A 15,619-nucleotide genomic window follows, 5' to 3' on the forward strand; every position below is an offset into this window, starting at 1 on the left:
AAGCATTTCAACGCAGCCCATTTTGGTGCAGAGCCAGAGCTAGCGCACCAATGTGGCTCAAGGTTCTTTATGGATGCCGCTTTTTTTCGCGCATTGGCCGTGCCCAATGCTGTCTGGTGCGCTTATTGCTATGTCGAGGAGGTAATTTAACCAATGCCGTGGGGTAAATTTTTTACCAAACCCACCAAGGAAGCCGGTATCCGACACAACATCTCAAAAATTCGCCATGACTATAACGCCTGGGTCGCCAACGAAATGCTGGAGGACTATGCGCTCCGGTTTGCGCCGCGCACGTTTCGCAAATGGTCCGAATTTCAGGTGGCGAATACCGCGTTCGGCTCCACCTCCTTCCTGGTCCTGGAAGCGATAGGCGGCTTTCTGTCCATCAACTACGGTTTTACCAATGCCTTCTGGGCCATTCTGGCCGTCGGCCTGATCATTTTTATCACCAGTTTCCCGATCAGCTATTACGCGGCCCGCTACAACATCGACATCGACCTGATGACCCGCAGCGCCGGGTTCGGCTACATCGGCTCGACGGTCACCTCATTGATTTATGCCTCGTTTACCTTCACGCTGTTCGCGCTCGAGGCCTCCATCATGTCCCTGGCGCTGGAACTGTATTTCCACATTCCGCTGGCCATGGCGCATATCATCAGCGCCGTTATCGTCATTCCGCTGGTGACTTTCGGCATCACCACCATCAGCCGCCTGCAATTGTGGACGCAGCCGCTGTGGCTGGTGCTGCTGATTGCGCCGTATATCGCCGTGTTCGTGCGCGAGCCGGAGTCGCTGATGACCCTGCAGGCCTATTTCGGGATCGCGGGCAGCGGCCGGGACTTCGACTGGCTGCTGTTCGGCAGCGCCGCCACCATCGCTTTTTCAATGGTGGCGCAGATCGGCGAGCAGGTGGATTTTTTACGGTTCATGCCGGAACTGACCGAAAAAAACCGGCTGCGCTGGTGGCTGGGCACATTGAGCGCGGGGCCCGGCTGGATTCTGTTCGGCATGGCCAGGCAGTTGGGCGGCGCCCTGCTGGCGCATCTTGCCGTGCGTCACGGCATAGATCCGGTTCATGCCCATGAACCGACGCAAATGTATCTGGTGGCCTACGGCGAACTGTTCGGCAATACCGAGCTGGCCCTGGCGGCCACGACCCTGTTTGTGGTGATATCCCAGGTCAAGATCAATGTCACCAATGCCTATGCGGGCTCACTGGCCTGGTCGAACTTTTTCTCGCGCCTGACCCACAGCCATCCCGGCCGGGTGATCTGGCTGCTGTTCAATGTTTCCATCGCCCTGCTGCTGATGGAGTTCGGCGTCTTCGGCGCGCTGGAAAAAGTGCTGGGGCTGTTTTCCAATATCTCGATCGCCTGGATCAGCGCCGTGGCCGCCGAACTGCTGATCAACAAGCCCTTGGGCCTGAGCCCCAAGGCGGTCGAGTTTAAACGCGCCTACCTGCCCGACCTCAATCCGGTCGGCACACTGGCGACCCTGTGCGCCTCGGTCGTTTCGATCCTGGCTTATCTGGGGCTGTTCGGCGCCCATGCCCAGGCCTTTTCCGCCTTCATCGCCCTGGGTCTGGCTTTTGTGCTGGTCCCCTGCATTGCCTGGGTCTACGGGCGCGAACGTTACCTGTCCCGCGACCTCGGCCATCATCATCCGGACCAGCTCGGCCGGTGCAGCATTTGCGAAAACCATTTCGAACGCGAGGACATGGCCTATTGCCCCGTCTATAAGGGCGGCATCTGCTCGCTCTGCTGCACGCTGGACTCGCGCTGCATGGACGCCTGCAAGCCGGGCATGCGCCTGGACGATTATCTGCACAACCTGGCCGAATATTGTCTGCCCGGCCGGCTGAATCTGACCGTCAGGCTGCGCCTGATACGCTTCAGCCTGCTGTTTTTGTTTCTGACGGTGCTGACCAGCGTCTTCGTCGGCATTATTTATTACCAGGACCTGCTGACCGCCGAACCCTACCCGCCGTCCTTCAACCTGCTGCTGGAAAATTTTGTCAAGGTGTACGCCTCCTTGCTGGTGTTCATCGGCTTGTGCACCTGGTGGCTGATCCTGAACGACGAAAGCCGGCGCGTGGCGCATGAAGAAACCGACCGGCAAACCCAGCGCCTGCTGATGGAAATCGCCGAGCACAAGAAAACCGATGCCAAGCTGCAGCAGGCCATCAACATGGCGGACCGCGCCAACAGCGCGAAGAGCCGGTTCCTGAGCAGCATGAGCCACGAGATACGCACGCCGTTAAACAGCATTATCGGCTATGCCTACATTCTGCAGAAAGATCCGGCGATACCGGCGCACAGGCGCCAGGCCGTGGATATTCTGAAACGCAACAGCGAGCATTTATCGTCGCTGATCGAAGACATTCTCGATATTGCCCGCATCGAGGCGCGCAAGTTCGAACTGCGCCGCGAGCCTATCGATTTCCCGAATTTTATCGAGCACCTGGTCAGCATTTTCAAGCCGCAGGCCGAGGACAAGGGCCTGTCGTTTCATTGCCAGATCGTCAACACCCTGCCCCAACGGGTGCGCGGCGATGAGAAGCGGGTCGGGCAAATCCTGATCAACCTGCTCGGCAATGCGATCAAGTTCACCTCGACGGGCGAAATCATACTGCGTATCGGCTACAGTTGCGGCGTCACCACGTTTCAGGTCATCGACACCGGCCCCGGCATCCATCAGGATCAGTTGACGAACATTTTCCAGCCCTTTACCCAGCTGCCGAACGAGAGCCTGACCGGCGGCAGCGGCCTGGGACTGACCATCAGCAAAATCCTGTGCGAAATCATGGGCGGCGAACTGGCTGTCGCCAGCGACCAGGGCCAGGGCGCCACCTTTACCGTGCGGCTGTTGCTGCCCAACCTGGGCGGCAAGCAGCAATACATCCAGGAAGAGGACATCGTCGGCTACCGGGGAAAACACCGCAAGATCCTGGTGGTCGATGACCAACCGGAGCATCGTCAGCTGGTCGCGTCCATTCTGGAACCGTTAGGCTTTGGCCTGGCCGGGGCCGGCAGCGGCGAAGACTGCCTGGTTCAAGTTCAAAATGACCCGCCCGACCTTATCCTGCTGGATTTGTCCATGCCCGGCCTGGACGGCGCCGAAACCGCCCACCGGCTGCGCCTGAAAGACTATGCGGGTCCGATCATCGTACTCAGCGCCAACGCCTATCCGGCCGACCGGGTGAACGCCGTCAACGCCGGCTGCAGCGACTTCCTGTCCAAGCCCCTGCAGGTCAGCGAACTGCTGTACAAACTGAAACTGCATCTGGCGCTGGACTGGCGCTATCAGGAAGATGACGCCGAACCGCGCGGCGACCATCAGACGCCCTCGCCGGACATCCTTCAGGACCTGGCCGGCTATGTCCGGATCGGCGACTTGATGAGCGTTAACCAATACCTGGCCGAATTGATCGAGCGCCAGCCGCAATACGGTCATTTCGCCCGGCGGATCATGGCGCTGGCCGGCGAATTCCGGCTGGCTGAAATCAAACAACTTTTACCTATGGCGAATGAGGAACAGACCGGCGATGACCAGTAAACTTTCCCCTACCAGCGGCACCGTCATGATCGTCGATGACACGCCCGGCAATCTGGCCCTGCTCTCCGATACGCTTTCCGAAGCCGGCTACCGCGTACTGGTAGCCACCGACGGGCTGTCGGCGCTGGAGCAGATCACTTACCTGAAGCCGGACATTATCCTGCTGGACGTGATGATGCCCGGCATCGACGGCTTTGAAACCTGCAACCGGCTCAAAGCCAGCCCGGAAACGGCCGACATTCCGGTTTTGTTCATGACCGCGCTAAGCGAACTCGATAACCTGTTGCGAGGTTTCGACGAAGGCGCCGTCGATTACATCGTCAAGCCGATACGCCCGCCCGAAGTCCTGGCACGAGTGGACGTGCAGCTGACGCAGGCCCGAAACCTGCGGCGCGCCGAAAACGCCCTGAACCATAGCCCTTTCTCCGCCCTGGCAACCGACCCATCCGGCCGCATCACCTGGCTGACGCCGGGCGGCAGCCGCTGGCTGGACGAATTCCGGCAAACCCACGTGCTGACGGGTGAAAACGAGGTGGGCGCGCCGCTGCCCAAACCGCTGCTCGAATGGTTTGGCGCGCGCCTGGCCGCGGCCGGAAAATCCGACCGGGACAGCTTTGAAAGCCGGCGGGCCGGCGTCGATTTTTCCGCCAGAATAACGCCGTGCCAGCACGCCGACGAGTACCTGCTGGTGCTGGAAAAGCATTCCGGCACCTGGGACCTGGATTCGGTCAGGCAGTCCCTGGGGCTGACTTTTCGCGAAGCGGAAATCCTGATGTGGATATCGCGGGGCAAGACCAATAAGGAAGTCGGCATGATCCTGGGCAGCAGTCCACGCACCATCAATAAACACCTCGAGCATATTTTTGAAAAGCTGGGCGTCGTCACCCGCGCGGCGGCCGTTTCAATGGTCCTGCAGCGCACGCCGGTTTGAGCGGGCGCTGATCGTTAAATCCGGCCCGCAAGGGATGGCCGGCAGGAAGGCCCTGACAGCCGTAAAGGATCCGGTCGCCAATAATATCCCTGTTTAAACATAGGATGTGCCGACGACAGGAGGCGCACTTGTGCCCTTTAGGGTATCGTTCGCGAGCGATACGGTTCACCGCGCCGCCAGGAGCACCTGCTTTTTAATTAGCACATCCTATGCAGGATTCTAATTTCAAGCCAATTCCTAAGCATCATCCCTCTACGCCTCAATTTCAATCCCCATTAAACCTAGTGCATTTATTCATTAGTCGAAAACATTACCTTCAGGCATGGGTCGCCATGAAAACAAGCCATTCACTGACCGGCAGGGCATTTCCTCATTCCCACGCTCCTGCGTACCCTGAAGGGCATAAATGGGAATGCAGACAGCAGCTGGAATGAGCACCGGTATGGGTTCCCACGCAGGAGAGACTGTGAAAGTATTCAATTTAAGGGATTTAACCACGAAGGACACGAAGAGCACGAAGTTTTAAGCTTTTGATTAACTTAATTTTTTCTTCGTGTCCTTCGTGATCTTCGTGGTGAATAAGGCTTTTTATGACGTTTTTCACTAATTCTTTCACAGCCTCGGGAGCATGGGAACCAGGGAAATCCGGTAGGGTACGCAGTGCGTACCTGTTGGAATGGCATTCACCGGAACCGCTGGAAAAGGTACGCACTGCGTACCCTACTGTATTTTTCAGGCAGGCCTGTCAATAACAAAACCAACAATCGTTGCTTTCAGGTAAGGGCTGATTGCTCTAGCCATATATTCTGATGAATGATCCGCAGCGGGATTTGTCTCAGGTGATATCGCGCCTACGCGATCCCTGATCGATGGCATCGGCCGCAACGGCGTCGACAAGGACAGCCGGCTTCCCAATGAGAAGCTTGATTTCATAATTGATATCTCATTGATTTGCTGGAATAAACTCTGTTAAAGTCAGTTCCGCCGATAAATATAAGTATCTGTTTATAAAATGAATTAACTTGTAGGCTACTGATATTTATGTATTTTTTCACATGGCATGTGAATTGCAAAAGTGTAGCATGATGACACCCCTCTCATCCCAGGCTTTAAGCCTGGTTTTTTACTTCACACAACTGAAGGTAATAAAAATGACAACACTAAAAGATACATTGGAACAGCGGGTAAAAGATTACGATTTTTGGGCGACGCGTCGTCGCTATGGAGCGGAAGGACATAATAACGCAAGCTTGTGGGTTCTCGCTTGCATGGATGAGCGTTTGCCGGTGGACGAAGCCTTGGGCATTCATGTCGATACACCGGTCGGCGGAGGGGACGCGCATTGTTTCCGCAATGCCGGCGGCATTGTAACGGACGACGCCATCCGCTCCGCGATGCTGACCTGTAATTTTTTCGGAACCAAGGAAATCGTGATTGTGCAGCACACCCAATGCGGCATGCTGTCAGCAAATGCCGCGGATCTTGAAAAGGCAATCCGCGATAGAGGCGTCGACACGGATAATCTGGTGCTCGATCCGACATTGCCCGAACTCAAACTGGACAAAGGCGCTTTTGCCAAGTGGATCGGGATGATGGACGATGTCGATGTAACCTGCATGAAAACCATTGAAGCGTTCAGGAATCATCCGCTGATACCCAAGGATATTATTGTCAGCGGCTGGATTTGGGAAGTGGAGACACGGCGCTTGAGGGCACCTACACTCGATGCTGAAAAGCGCTTAAGAACCGATGTCTGTTCAAGCGCATTCGGCGTGCAGGACAAGCAACCCGAGCGCTGGAGCTAGAAAGCCGCAGTAACAGCAATGAAGAGCGCCTGCCCGGCGTTCTTCATTGCGTTTGGATTACCCGTAACAAGCGGAGTCAGAAAATATGCCAACTTATGATTACAGATGCACGAAATGCGGTAAGCAGTTTGAAGCAACTCATCGGATCAGCGACACTCAGCCTGCTTGCCCGGCTTGCGGCGGGGCGTGTGAAAAACTGATTCTCTCGCCGCCCGCCGCGCATGGCTATAAAGCGGTTGGCCGCGAGCAGGCGATGCGTTCGTTGCAGCCGGACACCTCGAATAAGCCCACTCATCAACACGGCCCCGGATGCGGGTGCGGCCATCGCCATTAAGGGTTGGGTTAATGAAAAATAAACAATTATCCCGCCTGACGCCAATTTCGTTTCTTCAGGCCTTTGTGATTCAGAGCATTAATCTGGGTCGAAAGAAAAGCCTGGAGCAGTCGGACAATGACAACTATATCCAGCATCTGGGTTTGTCAGCGAGTAGTTGTTTCGAAGCAACGGCCAGAAAACAACTGGAATACGAAGGCGCATTAACCCACGACCAGTATGCGGATGTGATTATCGACATCAAAAATCAGATCGGCGGCGGGTTCTCCCGGGTATCGAGCGACGTAGGCGCCATCCGCGTTGAGAATACGCGTTGTCCGTTTGGTGACAGGGTGAAGGAAACGCCCGAACTGTGCCAAATGACCTCCTCGGTTTTTGGCGGTATTGCGGCGCGGAATTTCGGATACGCCAAAGTCGAATTAAAAAAGCGGATTGCCGCCGGCGATACGCATTGTGAAGTCAGTATTCATCTGGACCGGGATTCGAGCCAGGAGCAAGCGGGCGACGCGTATTACAGCCAGGACGGCGCGATCATTTCCAAATCGAATCATTCCGAAACCATTGTGCAGGTAGAGGAAAAAACAGCGCAGAACTGGTGTCATTGCGGGCCGGCTGAAACGGGCGCCCGGCAAAACCCACGCAATATTGTCATCGGGCAATCCCCATCCATGGGCGAGGTTTTGAATTCCATGGAAATAGTTGCGCCAACCCTGGCCAATGTCTTGATAGGCGGAGAAACCGGGGTCGGCAAGGAAATTATCGCGCGCGCGATCCATGCCGCGAGCGGACGTAACCAGGAAAAATTCGTTGCCGTCAATTGCGGCGCCATTGCTGAAAGCTTGATCGAAAGCGCCTTGTTCGGCCATGAAAAAGGCGCGTTCACCGGCGCTTATAATGTCCACAAGGGTTTTTTCGAAAGAGCCTGCACCGGCACGCTGTTTTTGGATGAAATCGACAGCCTGAGCCTGTCCGGGCAGGCGAAATTGCTGCGTATCCTTCAGGAGGGCGAGTTTGAGAGAGTGGGCGGCAGACAGGTGATCAAGGCGGACGTCCGGATCATCGCCGCTTCCAACAGACCGCTCAAAGACCTGGTAACGGCCGGCGATTTTCGAAAGGATCTTTTTTATCGGTTAAATATCGTGCCGATCCATATACCGCCTTTGCGGGACAGGCGCGAGGACATTGGCGCATTGGCCGACTATTTTCTCAAGCAATTATCGGATAAATATCAAAAGCCGAAAAAAAGTCTTGGCGAACAGGCTTGGCGCAAAGTGATGCTTTATGACTGGCCCGGCAACGTCCGGGAATTGGAAAACGTCTTCGAACGCGCGTTCCTGTTCACGCGCGGCCCCATCATCGAGGATATCCCTGTCGAGCTTAATGATTCGGACTCAGGCTCTGTCAGCGACGGAAATCTTAATATGATCAAGAAGAAGGTCGCTCGCGAAATTGAAATTAAAATGCTCCAGGATGCGTTAACGAGATTTTCCGGAAACGTGAGCGCGGTTGCACGAGAAATGGAAATCACTCCGCGCGCAGTCCATCAAAAACTGAAAAAACACCATATCGAAGCCGCCGCGTATAGAAACAAATAGGAAAGTGTGTTTTATCAACGGGCTACGCATGCCGGGTTTAACAATCCAGCCTACCGTGCTGGCCATTCCCACGGATTGATGCCCTGATATCGTAAAATGAACAGACACGCAGGGGCGAACCTGTGTGTTCGCCCCTGCCCGACGGTTCGCCTTTGGCCAGGGGTTCTCCGATAACCCGTTGTGCACCCGAAACAGGGCGGACACGTAGGTCCGCCCCTACAATGCATCCATAATGAGGCGCGTCATTCGCGCTCCATCACGACTGGCCAGGCCACATCAGACCTTTTTGACAAACTCCGATTTCAGTTTCATGGCGCCAATGCCGTCGATTTTGCAGTCGATATTATGATCCCCCTCGACCAGGCGGATGTTCTTGACCTTGGTGCCGACCTTGACAACCGATGATGAGCCCTTGACTTTCAGATCCTTGATGACGGTAATGGTATCGCCGTCTTGCAGCACATTGCCGTTGGCATCCTTAACGTCCAGCTCATCGGCGCCGGCTTCGGCTGTCTCATCTTTCGACCATTCATGCGCGCATTCAGGGCAGATATACAGATCGCCGTCTTCGTATGTGAATTCCGAGCCGCATGCCGGGCATTTGGGGAGGTTACTCATTGCTTTACCTTATTTAAATTGTCTCAACCTTGTGGAATACAAGGCGCAGTGAGGCGGCATGATGCCAGATTCGGGCGTTTATTGTCCACTAAAGCGGGGAAATACGCCCCCCCGCAACTTGTCAAGTCGATTTTTTAATCACCGTTTTGATGACTTCCCTGACATAGGCGTAAATGGCCGGGCAACTGCTCATCCTGGGTCCCGCCACATTCAGGACGTTAATATCATGGCGATTGATGAATTCATGAACGGCCTCCGACGCCCGCTCGCAATCCACCAGGCTGATATCGATCAGCTTATAGGGCTTGCCGTATTTGATGCAGAACACCACGGTCTGCTCCGTACCGCCTTGAAGCGCCGAGTCATAAAAAACGGCAGTGCCATGCGACTCCTCGACATTCTTCCTGGTTCGCTGACGATATCCGCCGCCGAGTTCTAGCAACGGATACTTGCCGTCGATTTCACCATCTTCCGCCTGCCTGCCGACCGGGCAATAACCGCCCACCGGAAATCCCGATTCGATACCGGCATCGAGAGCCGCCCTGTCGGCGCCGGTTTGTCCGCCGCTCACTATTTTACTGAGCATGGTTCCTCCTGAAACTGATCAGGCAAGTTGTTGGCAGAAACATCCTGCCGCTTTTAAATAGGACGTTACGCACAGACAGATTGAATAATGGCCTTATTTCCCCATTCGGGTAATCCTGGTGGAAACGATGCTTGCATCGCAATTTCAAACCGCCGGGCAAGTCGCGATGTATACCCAAAGGGCATAAAGGCATCGCTCCCACGAAACGGCCTTAACCTGAAGGGAGGCTGGATAATCATAATTTTTTGCACTGATAACTCCGGGCGTTTAATATCTTTGCCGCCCTCCAGGGCTGACCGGAACAGTCATAAAAAACCCGACGCCCCCAGTTGAACGGGAAAACTAAAAATAATAAATAGACTGCTATACTTTAATATTTCAATACATTATCTACATATAAGAATATATATTAAAAAAAACAGGGTTATTTAAAATCTAAAACGGCATTTAATATTTGTTTGTCGGTAATTATGATGCCGGGCAGATATACCCGAACAAACCACAAGCTCACAATCAGCAACTTGCCTTGCTTGAGTCTCTCAATAATCCTTTGCGTTATAAAAATAAAAACGAGGTAACGGAATGAAATCAGCAAAGCCGAACAACGGTAAAAACAGTTTCCTAAAACAATATGACCAGGCGCCGGCCGATGAAAAGTTTTCATTGGTCAGAAACTGGATGGATAAATCCCCCCTGCCCTTCTTTGAGGAGTTGCGTGCCAAAAAGCCCATTTTTGCAACGGCCAAGGGGACTTTGTTTGCCAAATTCGAAGATGTGGTCGAAATACTGACTTTGCCGTCTGTGTTTACCGTCGGGCTTTATGAACCGAAGATGGAGGGTTATCTGATGGCGGAGGATGACACGGCGCTGCACATGCGTGAAAAATCCATCATGCAGGCCATGTTGAACCGTGATGATCTGCCGCGGATACGCGACCTGATCGCCGAGCGTTCCCGTGACACGCTGGCCGCCAGCGGCCACCGGATTGAACTGGTGAACAGCTATTGCAGAACCATTCCCACCCTGCTGGTTCAGGAATATTTTGGCCTGGACGACATCGATCCCGCGAAATTGATTAAATGGTCCTACTGGAGCCAATACGATTCATTTCATAACCAGCCGTTTGATAAAGTGGACGATCCGGATGCCATTCATGCCAACTCATTGCAGGCCCGGGACGAAATCCGTGCGTACCTGGGTGAACTGATCCCCCGGCGCTTGGCACAAATCCAGGCCGGCACAGCCAAGGATGACATCGTCACACGCATGTTGAGCACCCGCTTCCCGGACAGCATTGACTTTCCGATGGACCGGCTGGGCCGCAATATCGGCGGACTGCTTATCGGCGCCGTGGAAACCACCGCGCAGGCCGTCGCCCAGATCATTCAGGAAATACTGCGCCGCCCGGACGTTTTGAAGCTTGCGAAAGCCGCCATTCAGGCGGATGACGTTCAGGCGTTTGACAGCATCGTTTGGGAAGCCTTGCGCTTTAATCCGATCGCGCCTTATTTATTCCGTATCTCCGCCAGTGACTACACCGTGGCGCAAGGCACCAAAAGGGAAACCTTTATTCCCAAAGGCACGATGGTCCTGCCTTTGGTGTTATCGGCCATGTTTGACCCCGACAGGTTTCCGGACCCGTACGAATTCAATCCGGCAAGACCGTGGTACAACACTTTCCACTTCGGCTTCGGTTTGCATGAGTGCCTGGGAAAACACATCGGAATGGTCATGATCCCTGAAATGGTCAAACAGGTCATCATGCTTCCAGGCATCCAGGCCGATTCTCCGGCCATCGATTACAAAGAAACCCCGTTCCCGGAGTTTTATCAGGTTTCCTGGGATAACGATAACGATTCCTGCTCGAATATTTTCCAGGTTCTCTAAGAAGGCTTTATCGTATCCGGCTGACCGGAAAGTCGGGCGGACGGCACCTTGCCGACCGCCCGTATCCGCTTTACCGGGCGGCCCCGCACCGGTTCGAATCCCATCCAACACACTCACAACCCGGCGGACCTATCAAGGCCCATCGACCGGTTGAACCGCCGGCATCCGCCGAGGTCACAAAACCAATCGATCTGATGTTGGGGACCATGACCCATGAGCGTACAACTCAATCACACTATCGTCTCGTGCCGCGATCAGCGCGGATCGGCGACGTTTCTGACGGACATCCTCGGATTGCCGGCGCCCAAGTCCTTCGGGCCGTTCCTGGTCGTTGAACTCAGCAACGGTGTCTCGCTCGACTTCCTTGAAACCGGGGGCGAAATTGCCTCGCAGCACTACGCCTTCCTGATCGGTGAAGACGATTTCGAGCCGATCTTCGGCCGCATCCGCGAGCGCGGGCTTGAATACTGGGCCGACCCCGGCCAGCACCAGCCGGGCCAGATTAACCATCGGGACGGCGGCCGCGGCGTGTATTTCGAAGATCCCGACGGCCATCTGCTGGAAATCCTCACCCGTCCTTACGGCAGCGGCTAGGCCGGCGAGCCTCCGGTCTGTCGCCGACACCCTTTTTTATCAACCCTGGAGGTCAGTATGAGCAAAGCGCCCGGGCACCAGAAATGGCCCGACCATAAAGTCCAAGAACAGCACATGGGGCAAAGATTTCAAGTTGAGATCAACGGCGAGCTGATCGCGGATTCAGACGACGTGATCCGGGTTGAAGAGGACCAGCACCCGCCCCGCTATTATTTCCCCCGCTCCGACGTCAGGATGGAACTGCTTGAGCGTTCGGCGACAACGACGGAGTGCCCTTTCAAGGGCTCCGCGCATTATTACCATCTCAAGCTGGGCGATGAAACATTCGAGGATGCGGTCTGGACCTATGAAGACCCTTATGAGGAACATTACGGGCTTAAGGACAGGGTCGCCTTCTACAACGACCACTTTCGGGAAATCCATATCGAGGGCGCCTGAAAGATGGCGCCACATAGAAAACGGGGACCAGAACCGGGGTATAAGGCTGTTGCCTGATCCAGGCAATCCTGTCCTGCGACATCGCATGTCAGCAAGCGGTTTTCAGCCGGTTCCGTGCTTCCGTGCCAACAGATAATCGGTGAACGCATTCAACTGCCGCAGCATCGGGCTGTGCGGCAGCAAATGACGCACGCTGTAAAGCCGTTGTTTCGCGGACAGCGGTTGCCGTTGCTCCAATAAGCCCAAAATCCCCTGACAGTGCCGGTCAATCAAAAAATCCCGGAAAACCAGCGCCAGTTCGGTTTTTTTCAGATGCAGCGAGTATTCCAGGGCGCTAACGCTCTGCCCGGCTTCGTTTTCCCGCCAGGCCTGTATCGCTTTGGCCAGCCAGAACCGGGCGGCCTGCCCGGCGCCGATGATTTTGCCTAAATCCGCGCCGCAGCGGGGACAACGTGCAGCGCCGCCCAGGCGGGCCCTGCAGCAGGGGCAGCGCTGCATCAGGATTCCAGATAGTAGATAATGTCTTTCAATTGTTCGACCGGCTCCCGCAGTCCGTCGATATCCCTGGCTTCGATGCACGCTGTTATGGAGCCAATCAAATCGACCATATCCTCCTTGTCCGCGTCGGAGACCTGCTCGAACAAACTTTCGGCCTTAGCCATGACATTGCGCGCCTCCTCGATTTCCGGCGCGGCCGGTTCCTCGAACGGTTCCGCCGCGCCCTGTTCATCCGGACCGGGTTCCAGGTGCCCGAATAACGAGGTGATGCGCTGCCTGGCGGTATCCAGGGTGGTGCTTTCAAAACGCGACAGGGCATTTTTAATGGTGATCGATTTTTCCAGTCCGGTGTCTTTTTCCTGCGCCGACACGTGCAGAATGCCGTTGAGATCCAGATCCAGGGTCAGCGTTATCACGTTGCCGGCTTCGACATCGCGCAGGCCTTCGATCCGAAACTCGCCGATGCTGATATTGTTCAAAGCATCGGGGTCCTCGCCCTGATAAATCGTAACCTCAACGACTTCCTGGCCATCGTGGGTGGTCATGAAGGCTTCGGTTTTACGGATCGGCAGCACGCTATTCTTGTGGATGATCGGCACATACATGAAAGGATAAGACTGGCCGTTCAGCGTGCCTATGGCACTGGTGCCGTAGGTATAAGGCGTCACATCGACCAGCACCGTATCCACTTGCTGGCCGCCGATCATGGCCGCCTGAATCGCCGCGCCCATGGCCACGCACAAATCGGGATCGACCTCGCCGTGCGGTTCGTAGCCGAATTCATCGAACATGCGTTCCCGGATACAAGGCATGCGCGTGGAACCGCCGACCAGTATGACTTCATCGATATCCGCCACGGTCAGTTTTGCCCCTTTCAGGGCGATATGCACGGCGTCCAGGGTGGCGTTGATGTAATCCTCGATCATCATCTCGTATTCCAGCCTGGACAATTCGAGGGACAAGTGGATGGCCGAGCCTTCATGCTCCAGCAGATACTCTTCTTCAATCCGTGCGTAAGGCTCATCGGAAAGCAGGAGTTTGGCATTTTCCGCGGCCCGGGTGATGCGCGCCATGGCTTTGCTGTGGCCGCGGGCGTCGACATTATAGGTTTTTTGCAGATGCTTGAGCAGGTGTTCGATGATTTGCTGATCAAAGTCGTCGCCGCCCAGGTGGTTGTCGCCGTGACTGGACAGCACTTCGACAACGCCGGACTGGAAGTTGACCACGGACACGTCGAAGGTGCCGCCGCCCAGGTCGTACACCAGCATGCGCTTGGCTTCGACCTGGCTGGCGCCATAAGCCAGCGCCGCCGCGGTGGGCTCGTTGATCATGCGCACGACGTCCAGTCCCGCGATTTCGCCGGCCTCGCGCGTGGCTTGCCGCTGGGCGTCGGAAAAATAGGCCGGCACAGTGATGACGGCCTTGCCGACCGGTTGCCCGAGATGCTTTTCGGCGATGGCTTTAAGGCGTTTAAGAATGATGGCGGAAATTTCCTGCGGCGCATAGGACTGGCCCGCCAGGTCCACCTGGATATTTTGCCCCATCAGGCGCTTGATCGATTTAACGGTGCGCTCCGGATAAACCAGGTATTGGTTCCGCGCCGCTTCACCGACCAGAATGCCGCCGTGGTCGTCGATGCCGACAAACGAGGGCAGGATTTTTTTGTCGCCGTCGGCGATTACCCTGACCTTGCCCTGCTCGACAATCGCGACTTCCGAGTTGGTGGTGCCTAAATCGATGCCAATGATGATTTCGTTCATAAGTGTTCCCTAGCGTTGATTTTATTGACTTTAACTTCCGCCAGCCGCAGAACCTGATCCTGGAATAGAAAACCTTTCCGCAGTTCCTCCAGCACGATGCCGTTTTCGAATTTTGGATGATAACCGGTCTCAACAGCCGTCATGGTCACAGGATCCAGCACTTGCCCGACGCAGTCCAGCGGCCGCACCTGATAGCGCTCCAGGAATTGCTCAAAGCGCCTGACCGTCATTTCCTGCCCTTCCCTGAACTGCCTGATAAACCGCACGTCCTGGTCCCTGGAATGTTTGAACAGCGATGCGGCCGGCTGGTAGTTGCGCAGCACCTCCAGGCCGGTGGTCAAACGATCGTAGATGTCGACGATATCCAACAGCACGGCGCGCATGATTTGACGTTGCTGCTGTTCCAGCCGCTCGGCATGCCTGGCCAGTTCCGCCGACAGGGCTTTATTGTCTTCCTGCACGGTGGCCAGCGCCGAGCCGAGCGTATCCAGGGTACTCTTGAACTGCCTGGATTCGGCTTTCACTTCGGTTTTCAGGCCCGCCATTTCCGTGAGCAACGTGTTCAGATCGGGCTGTTCCTCGGCGACGAATGGCTCAGGCCGGCTCTGTTCCAGATAAGTGCGGAAGTCTTCGAGTAACTGGTTTGTTTGTGTGTCTGTAGTCATGGTTTTCCGGAATTGGCCAGGGCGTTCAGCAGGGTTTGATCGTCGATGCCGGCGTGCAGCAGCCCGTTAAACTGTTCCGGCCCGATTCGCGGGGGCTGCGCGACAGCAAAGGCCTGGTCGAGCAGCGCCTCGAAATCGGCCTCGGGCGCTGTGAACAGGGCATGGCTCACCCGGCTTTTATGGTCCTTGATCGCTTCATAGGCACTATGAATTGATTGAAACTGTTCCCGGTCGCGATCCGGCGGATTGTCTTTGACTTTGCGCAGATAAGCCTGCTTGATTTCGGCATCGCCGGCATCGGCGGCAACGTTCAGGATCTCATAAGGTGTCTTCATAGCGGCTTACCAGGGTGG

14 protein-coding genes are annotated in these 15,619 nt (G+C 55.5%); 8 read left to right on the top strand and 6 right to left on the bottom strand.

Features of this window, described 5'->3' with window-relative positions:
* Positions 1 to 153 precede the first annotated feature (153 nt).
* From EK22_RS13435 to EK22_RS13455, 5 genes are all read left to right on the top strand, one after another.
* Positions 154 to 3,555, top strand: coding sequence for a response regulator (locus tag EK22_RS13435; RefSeq protein WP_051961899.1), 3,402 nt, complete (start codon positions 154 to 156; stop codon positions 3,553 to 3,555).
* Entirely contained in the window at positions 3,545 to 4,486 is a 942-nt protein-coding gene (locus tag EK22_RS13440; RefSeq protein ID WP_036251799.1) for a response regulator transcription factor, read from the top strand. Before EK22_RS13435 ends, EK22_RS13440 begins: the two co-directional genes overlap by 11 nt.
* A gap of 1,151 nt (positions 4,487 to 5,637) precedes the next feature.
* A complete protein-coding gene (locus EK22_RS13445; RefSeq protein ID WP_036251801.1) occupies positions 5,638 to 6,291 on the top strand; it encodes a beta-class carbonic anhydrase in 654 nt (217 codons plus the stop codon).
* A gap of 85 nt (positions 6,292 to 6,376) precedes the next feature.
* Complete coding sequence (locus tag EK22_RS25580) at positions 6,377 to 6,625, top strand: zinc ribbon domain-containing protein (RefSeq protein WP_036251803.1); 249 nt, start codon at positions 6,377 to 6,379, stop codon at positions 6,623 to 6,625.
* Between the two features lie 11 nt (positions 6,626 to 6,636).
* Entirely contained in the window at positions 6,637 to 8,220 is a 1,584-nt protein-coding gene (locus EK22_RS13455) for a sigma 54-interacting transcriptional regulator (RefSeq protein ID WP_036251806.1), read from the top strand.
* Positions 8,221 to 8,496: 276 nt separating this feature from the next.
* Here the strand turns inward: EK22_RS13455 and EK22_RS13460 are convergent, their stop codons facing one another.
* Positions 8,497 to 8,838 carry a zinc ribbon domain-containing protein YjdM gene (locus tag EK22_RS13460; RefSeq protein WP_020160150.1) on the bottom strand — a complete coding sequence of 114 codons (342 nt, stop codon included), beginning with the start codon at positions 8,836 to 8,838 and terminating at the stop codon, positions 8,497 to 8,499.
* A 121-nt stretch (positions 8,839 to 8,959) separates the two neighbouring features.
* Positions 8,960 to 9,424 carry a putative molybdenum carrier protein gene (locus EK22_RS13465; protein ID WP_036251809.1) on the bottom strand — a complete coding sequence of 155 codons (465 nt, stop codon included), beginning with the start codon at positions 9,422 to 9,424 and terminating at the stop codon, positions 8,960 to 8,962.
* A 582-nt stretch (positions 9,425 to 10,006) separates the two neighbouring features.
* Between EK22_RS13465 and EK22_RS13470 the strand changes: the two genes are divergently transcribed.
* The 3 genes from EK22_RS13470 to EK22_RS13480 all read left to right on the top strand — a co-directional run bounded on the left by EK22_RS13470 (position 10,007) and on the right by EK22_RS13480 (position 12,343).
* Positions 10,007 to 11,311 (top strand): cytochrome P450, encoded by a 1,305-nt coding sequence (locus tag EK22_RS13470; RefSeq protein WP_036251811.1) that lies wholly within the window; start codon positions 10,007 to 10,009, stop codon positions 11,309 to 11,311.
* Between the two features lie 213 nt (positions 11,312 to 11,524).
* Positions 11,525 to 11,905, top strand: coding sequence for a VOC family protein (locus tag EK22_RS13475; protein ID WP_036251813.1), 381 nt, complete (start codon positions 11,525 to 11,527; stop codon positions 11,903 to 11,905).
* A 57-nt stretch (positions 11,906 to 11,962) separates the two neighbouring features.
* Positions 11,963 to 12,343: a DUF427 domain-containing protein gene (locus EK22_RS13480; protein WP_036251816.1), complete on the top strand. Its 381-nt coding sequence runs from the start codon at positions 11,963 to 11,965 to the stop codon at positions 12,341 to 12,343.
* A 102-nt stretch (positions 12,344 to 12,445) separates the two neighbouring features.
* On the opposite strand, the gene EK22_RS13485 is transcribed toward EK22_RS13480, so the two are convergent.
* Genes EK22_RS13485 through EK22_RS13500 form a run of 4 tightly spaced genes read right to left on the bottom strand, consistent with a single transcriptional unit; the run spans position 12,446 to position 15,601 of the window.
* The gene (locus EK22_RS13485; RefSeq protein WP_020160145.1) at positions 12,446 to 12,841 is read right to left on the bottom strand and encodes a hypothetical protein; all 396 of its coding nucleotides are present in this window, start codon (positions 12,839 to 12,841) and stop codon (positions 12,446 to 12,448) included.
* Positions 12,841 to 14,601 (bottom strand): Hsp70 family protein, encoded by a 1,761-nt coding sequence (locus EK22_RS13490; RefSeq protein ID WP_036251818.1) that lies wholly within the window; start codon positions 14,599 to 14,601, stop codon positions 12,841 to 12,843. Before EK22_RS13490 ends, EK22_RS13485 begins: the two co-directional genes overlap by 1 nt.
* Positions 14,598 to 15,266: a nucleotide exchange factor GrpE gene (locus EK22_RS13495; protein WP_036251820.1), complete on the bottom strand. Its 669-nt coding sequence runs from the start codon at positions 15,264 to 15,266 to the stop codon at positions 14,598 to 14,600. The genes EK22_RS13490 and EK22_RS13495 overlap by 4 nt, the downstream gene beginning before the upstream one ends.
* Complete coding sequence (locus EK22_RS13500; RefSeq protein ID WP_036251823.1) at positions 15,263 to 15,601, bottom strand: J domain-containing protein; 339 nt, start codon at positions 15,599 to 15,601, stop codon at positions 15,263 to 15,265. Before EK22_RS13500 ends, EK22_RS13495 begins: the two co-directional genes overlap by 4 nt.
* Positions 15,602 to 15,619 lie beyond the last annotated feature (18 nt).

This window comes from Methylobacter sp. BBA5.1 (assembly GCF_000746145.1).
Taxonomy (GTDB): domain Bacteria; phylum Pseudomonadota; class Gammaproteobacteria; order Methylococcales; family Methylomonadaceae; genus Methylobacter; species Methylobacter marinus.

Bases quoted from the DNA above. Each gene is read 5' to 3' on its own strand.
- EK22_RS13470 (WP_036251811.1), top strand. From the start codon at position 10,007: ATGAAATCAGCAAAGCCGAACAACGGTAAAAACAGTTTCCTAAAACAA.
- EK22_RS13475 (WP_036251813.1), top strand. From the start codon at position 11,525: ATGAGCGTACAACTCAATCACACTATCGTCTCGTGCCGCGATCAGCGC.
- EK22_RS13480 (WP_036251816.1), top strand. From the start codon at position 11,963: ATGAGCAAAGCGCCCGGGCACCAGAAATGGCCCGACCATAAAGTCCAA.
- EK22_RS13460 (WP_020160150.1), bottom strand. From the start codon at position 8,838: ATGAGTAACCTCCCCAAATGCCCGGCATGCGGCTCGGAATTCACATAC.
- EK22_RS13495 (WP_036251820.1), bottom strand. From the start codon at position 15,266: ATGACTACAGACACACAAACAAACCAGTTACTCGAAGACTTCCGCACT.
- EK22_RS25580 (WP_036251803.1), top strand. From the start codon at position 6,377: ATGCCAACTTATGATTACAGATGCACGAAATGCGGTAAGCAGTTTGAA.
- EK22_RS13490 (WP_036251818.1), bottom strand. From the start codon at position 14,601: ATGAACGAAATCATCATTGGCATCGATTTAGGCACCACCAACTCGGAA.
- EK22_RS13455 (WP_036251806.1), top strand. From the start codon at position 6,637: ATGAAAAATAAACAATTATCCCGCCTGACGCCAATTTCGTTTCTTCAG.
- EK22_RS13435 (WP_051961899.1), top strand. From the start codon at position 154: ATGCCGTGGGGTAAATTTTTTACCAAACCCACCAAGGAAGCCGGTATC.
- EK22_RS13500 (WP_036251823.1), bottom strand. From the start codon at position 15,601: ATGAAGACACCTTATGAGATCCTGAACGTTGCCGCCGATGCCGGCGAT.
- EK22_RS13440 (WP_036251799.1), top strand. From the start codon at position 3,545: ATGACCAGTAAACTTTCCCCTACCAGCGGCACCGTCATGATCGTCGAT.
- EK22_RS13465 (WP_036251809.1), bottom strand. From the start codon at position 9,424: ATGCTCAGTAAAATAGTGAGCGGCGGACAAACCGGCGCCGACAGGGCG.
- EK22_RS13445 (WP_036251801.1), top strand. From the start codon at position 5,638: ATGACAACACTAAAAGATACATTGGAACAGCGGGTAAAAGATTACGAT.
- EK22_RS13485 (WP_020160145.1), bottom strand. From the start codon at position 12,841: ATGCAGCGCTGCCCCTGCTGCAGGGCCCGCCTGGGCGGCGCTGCACGT.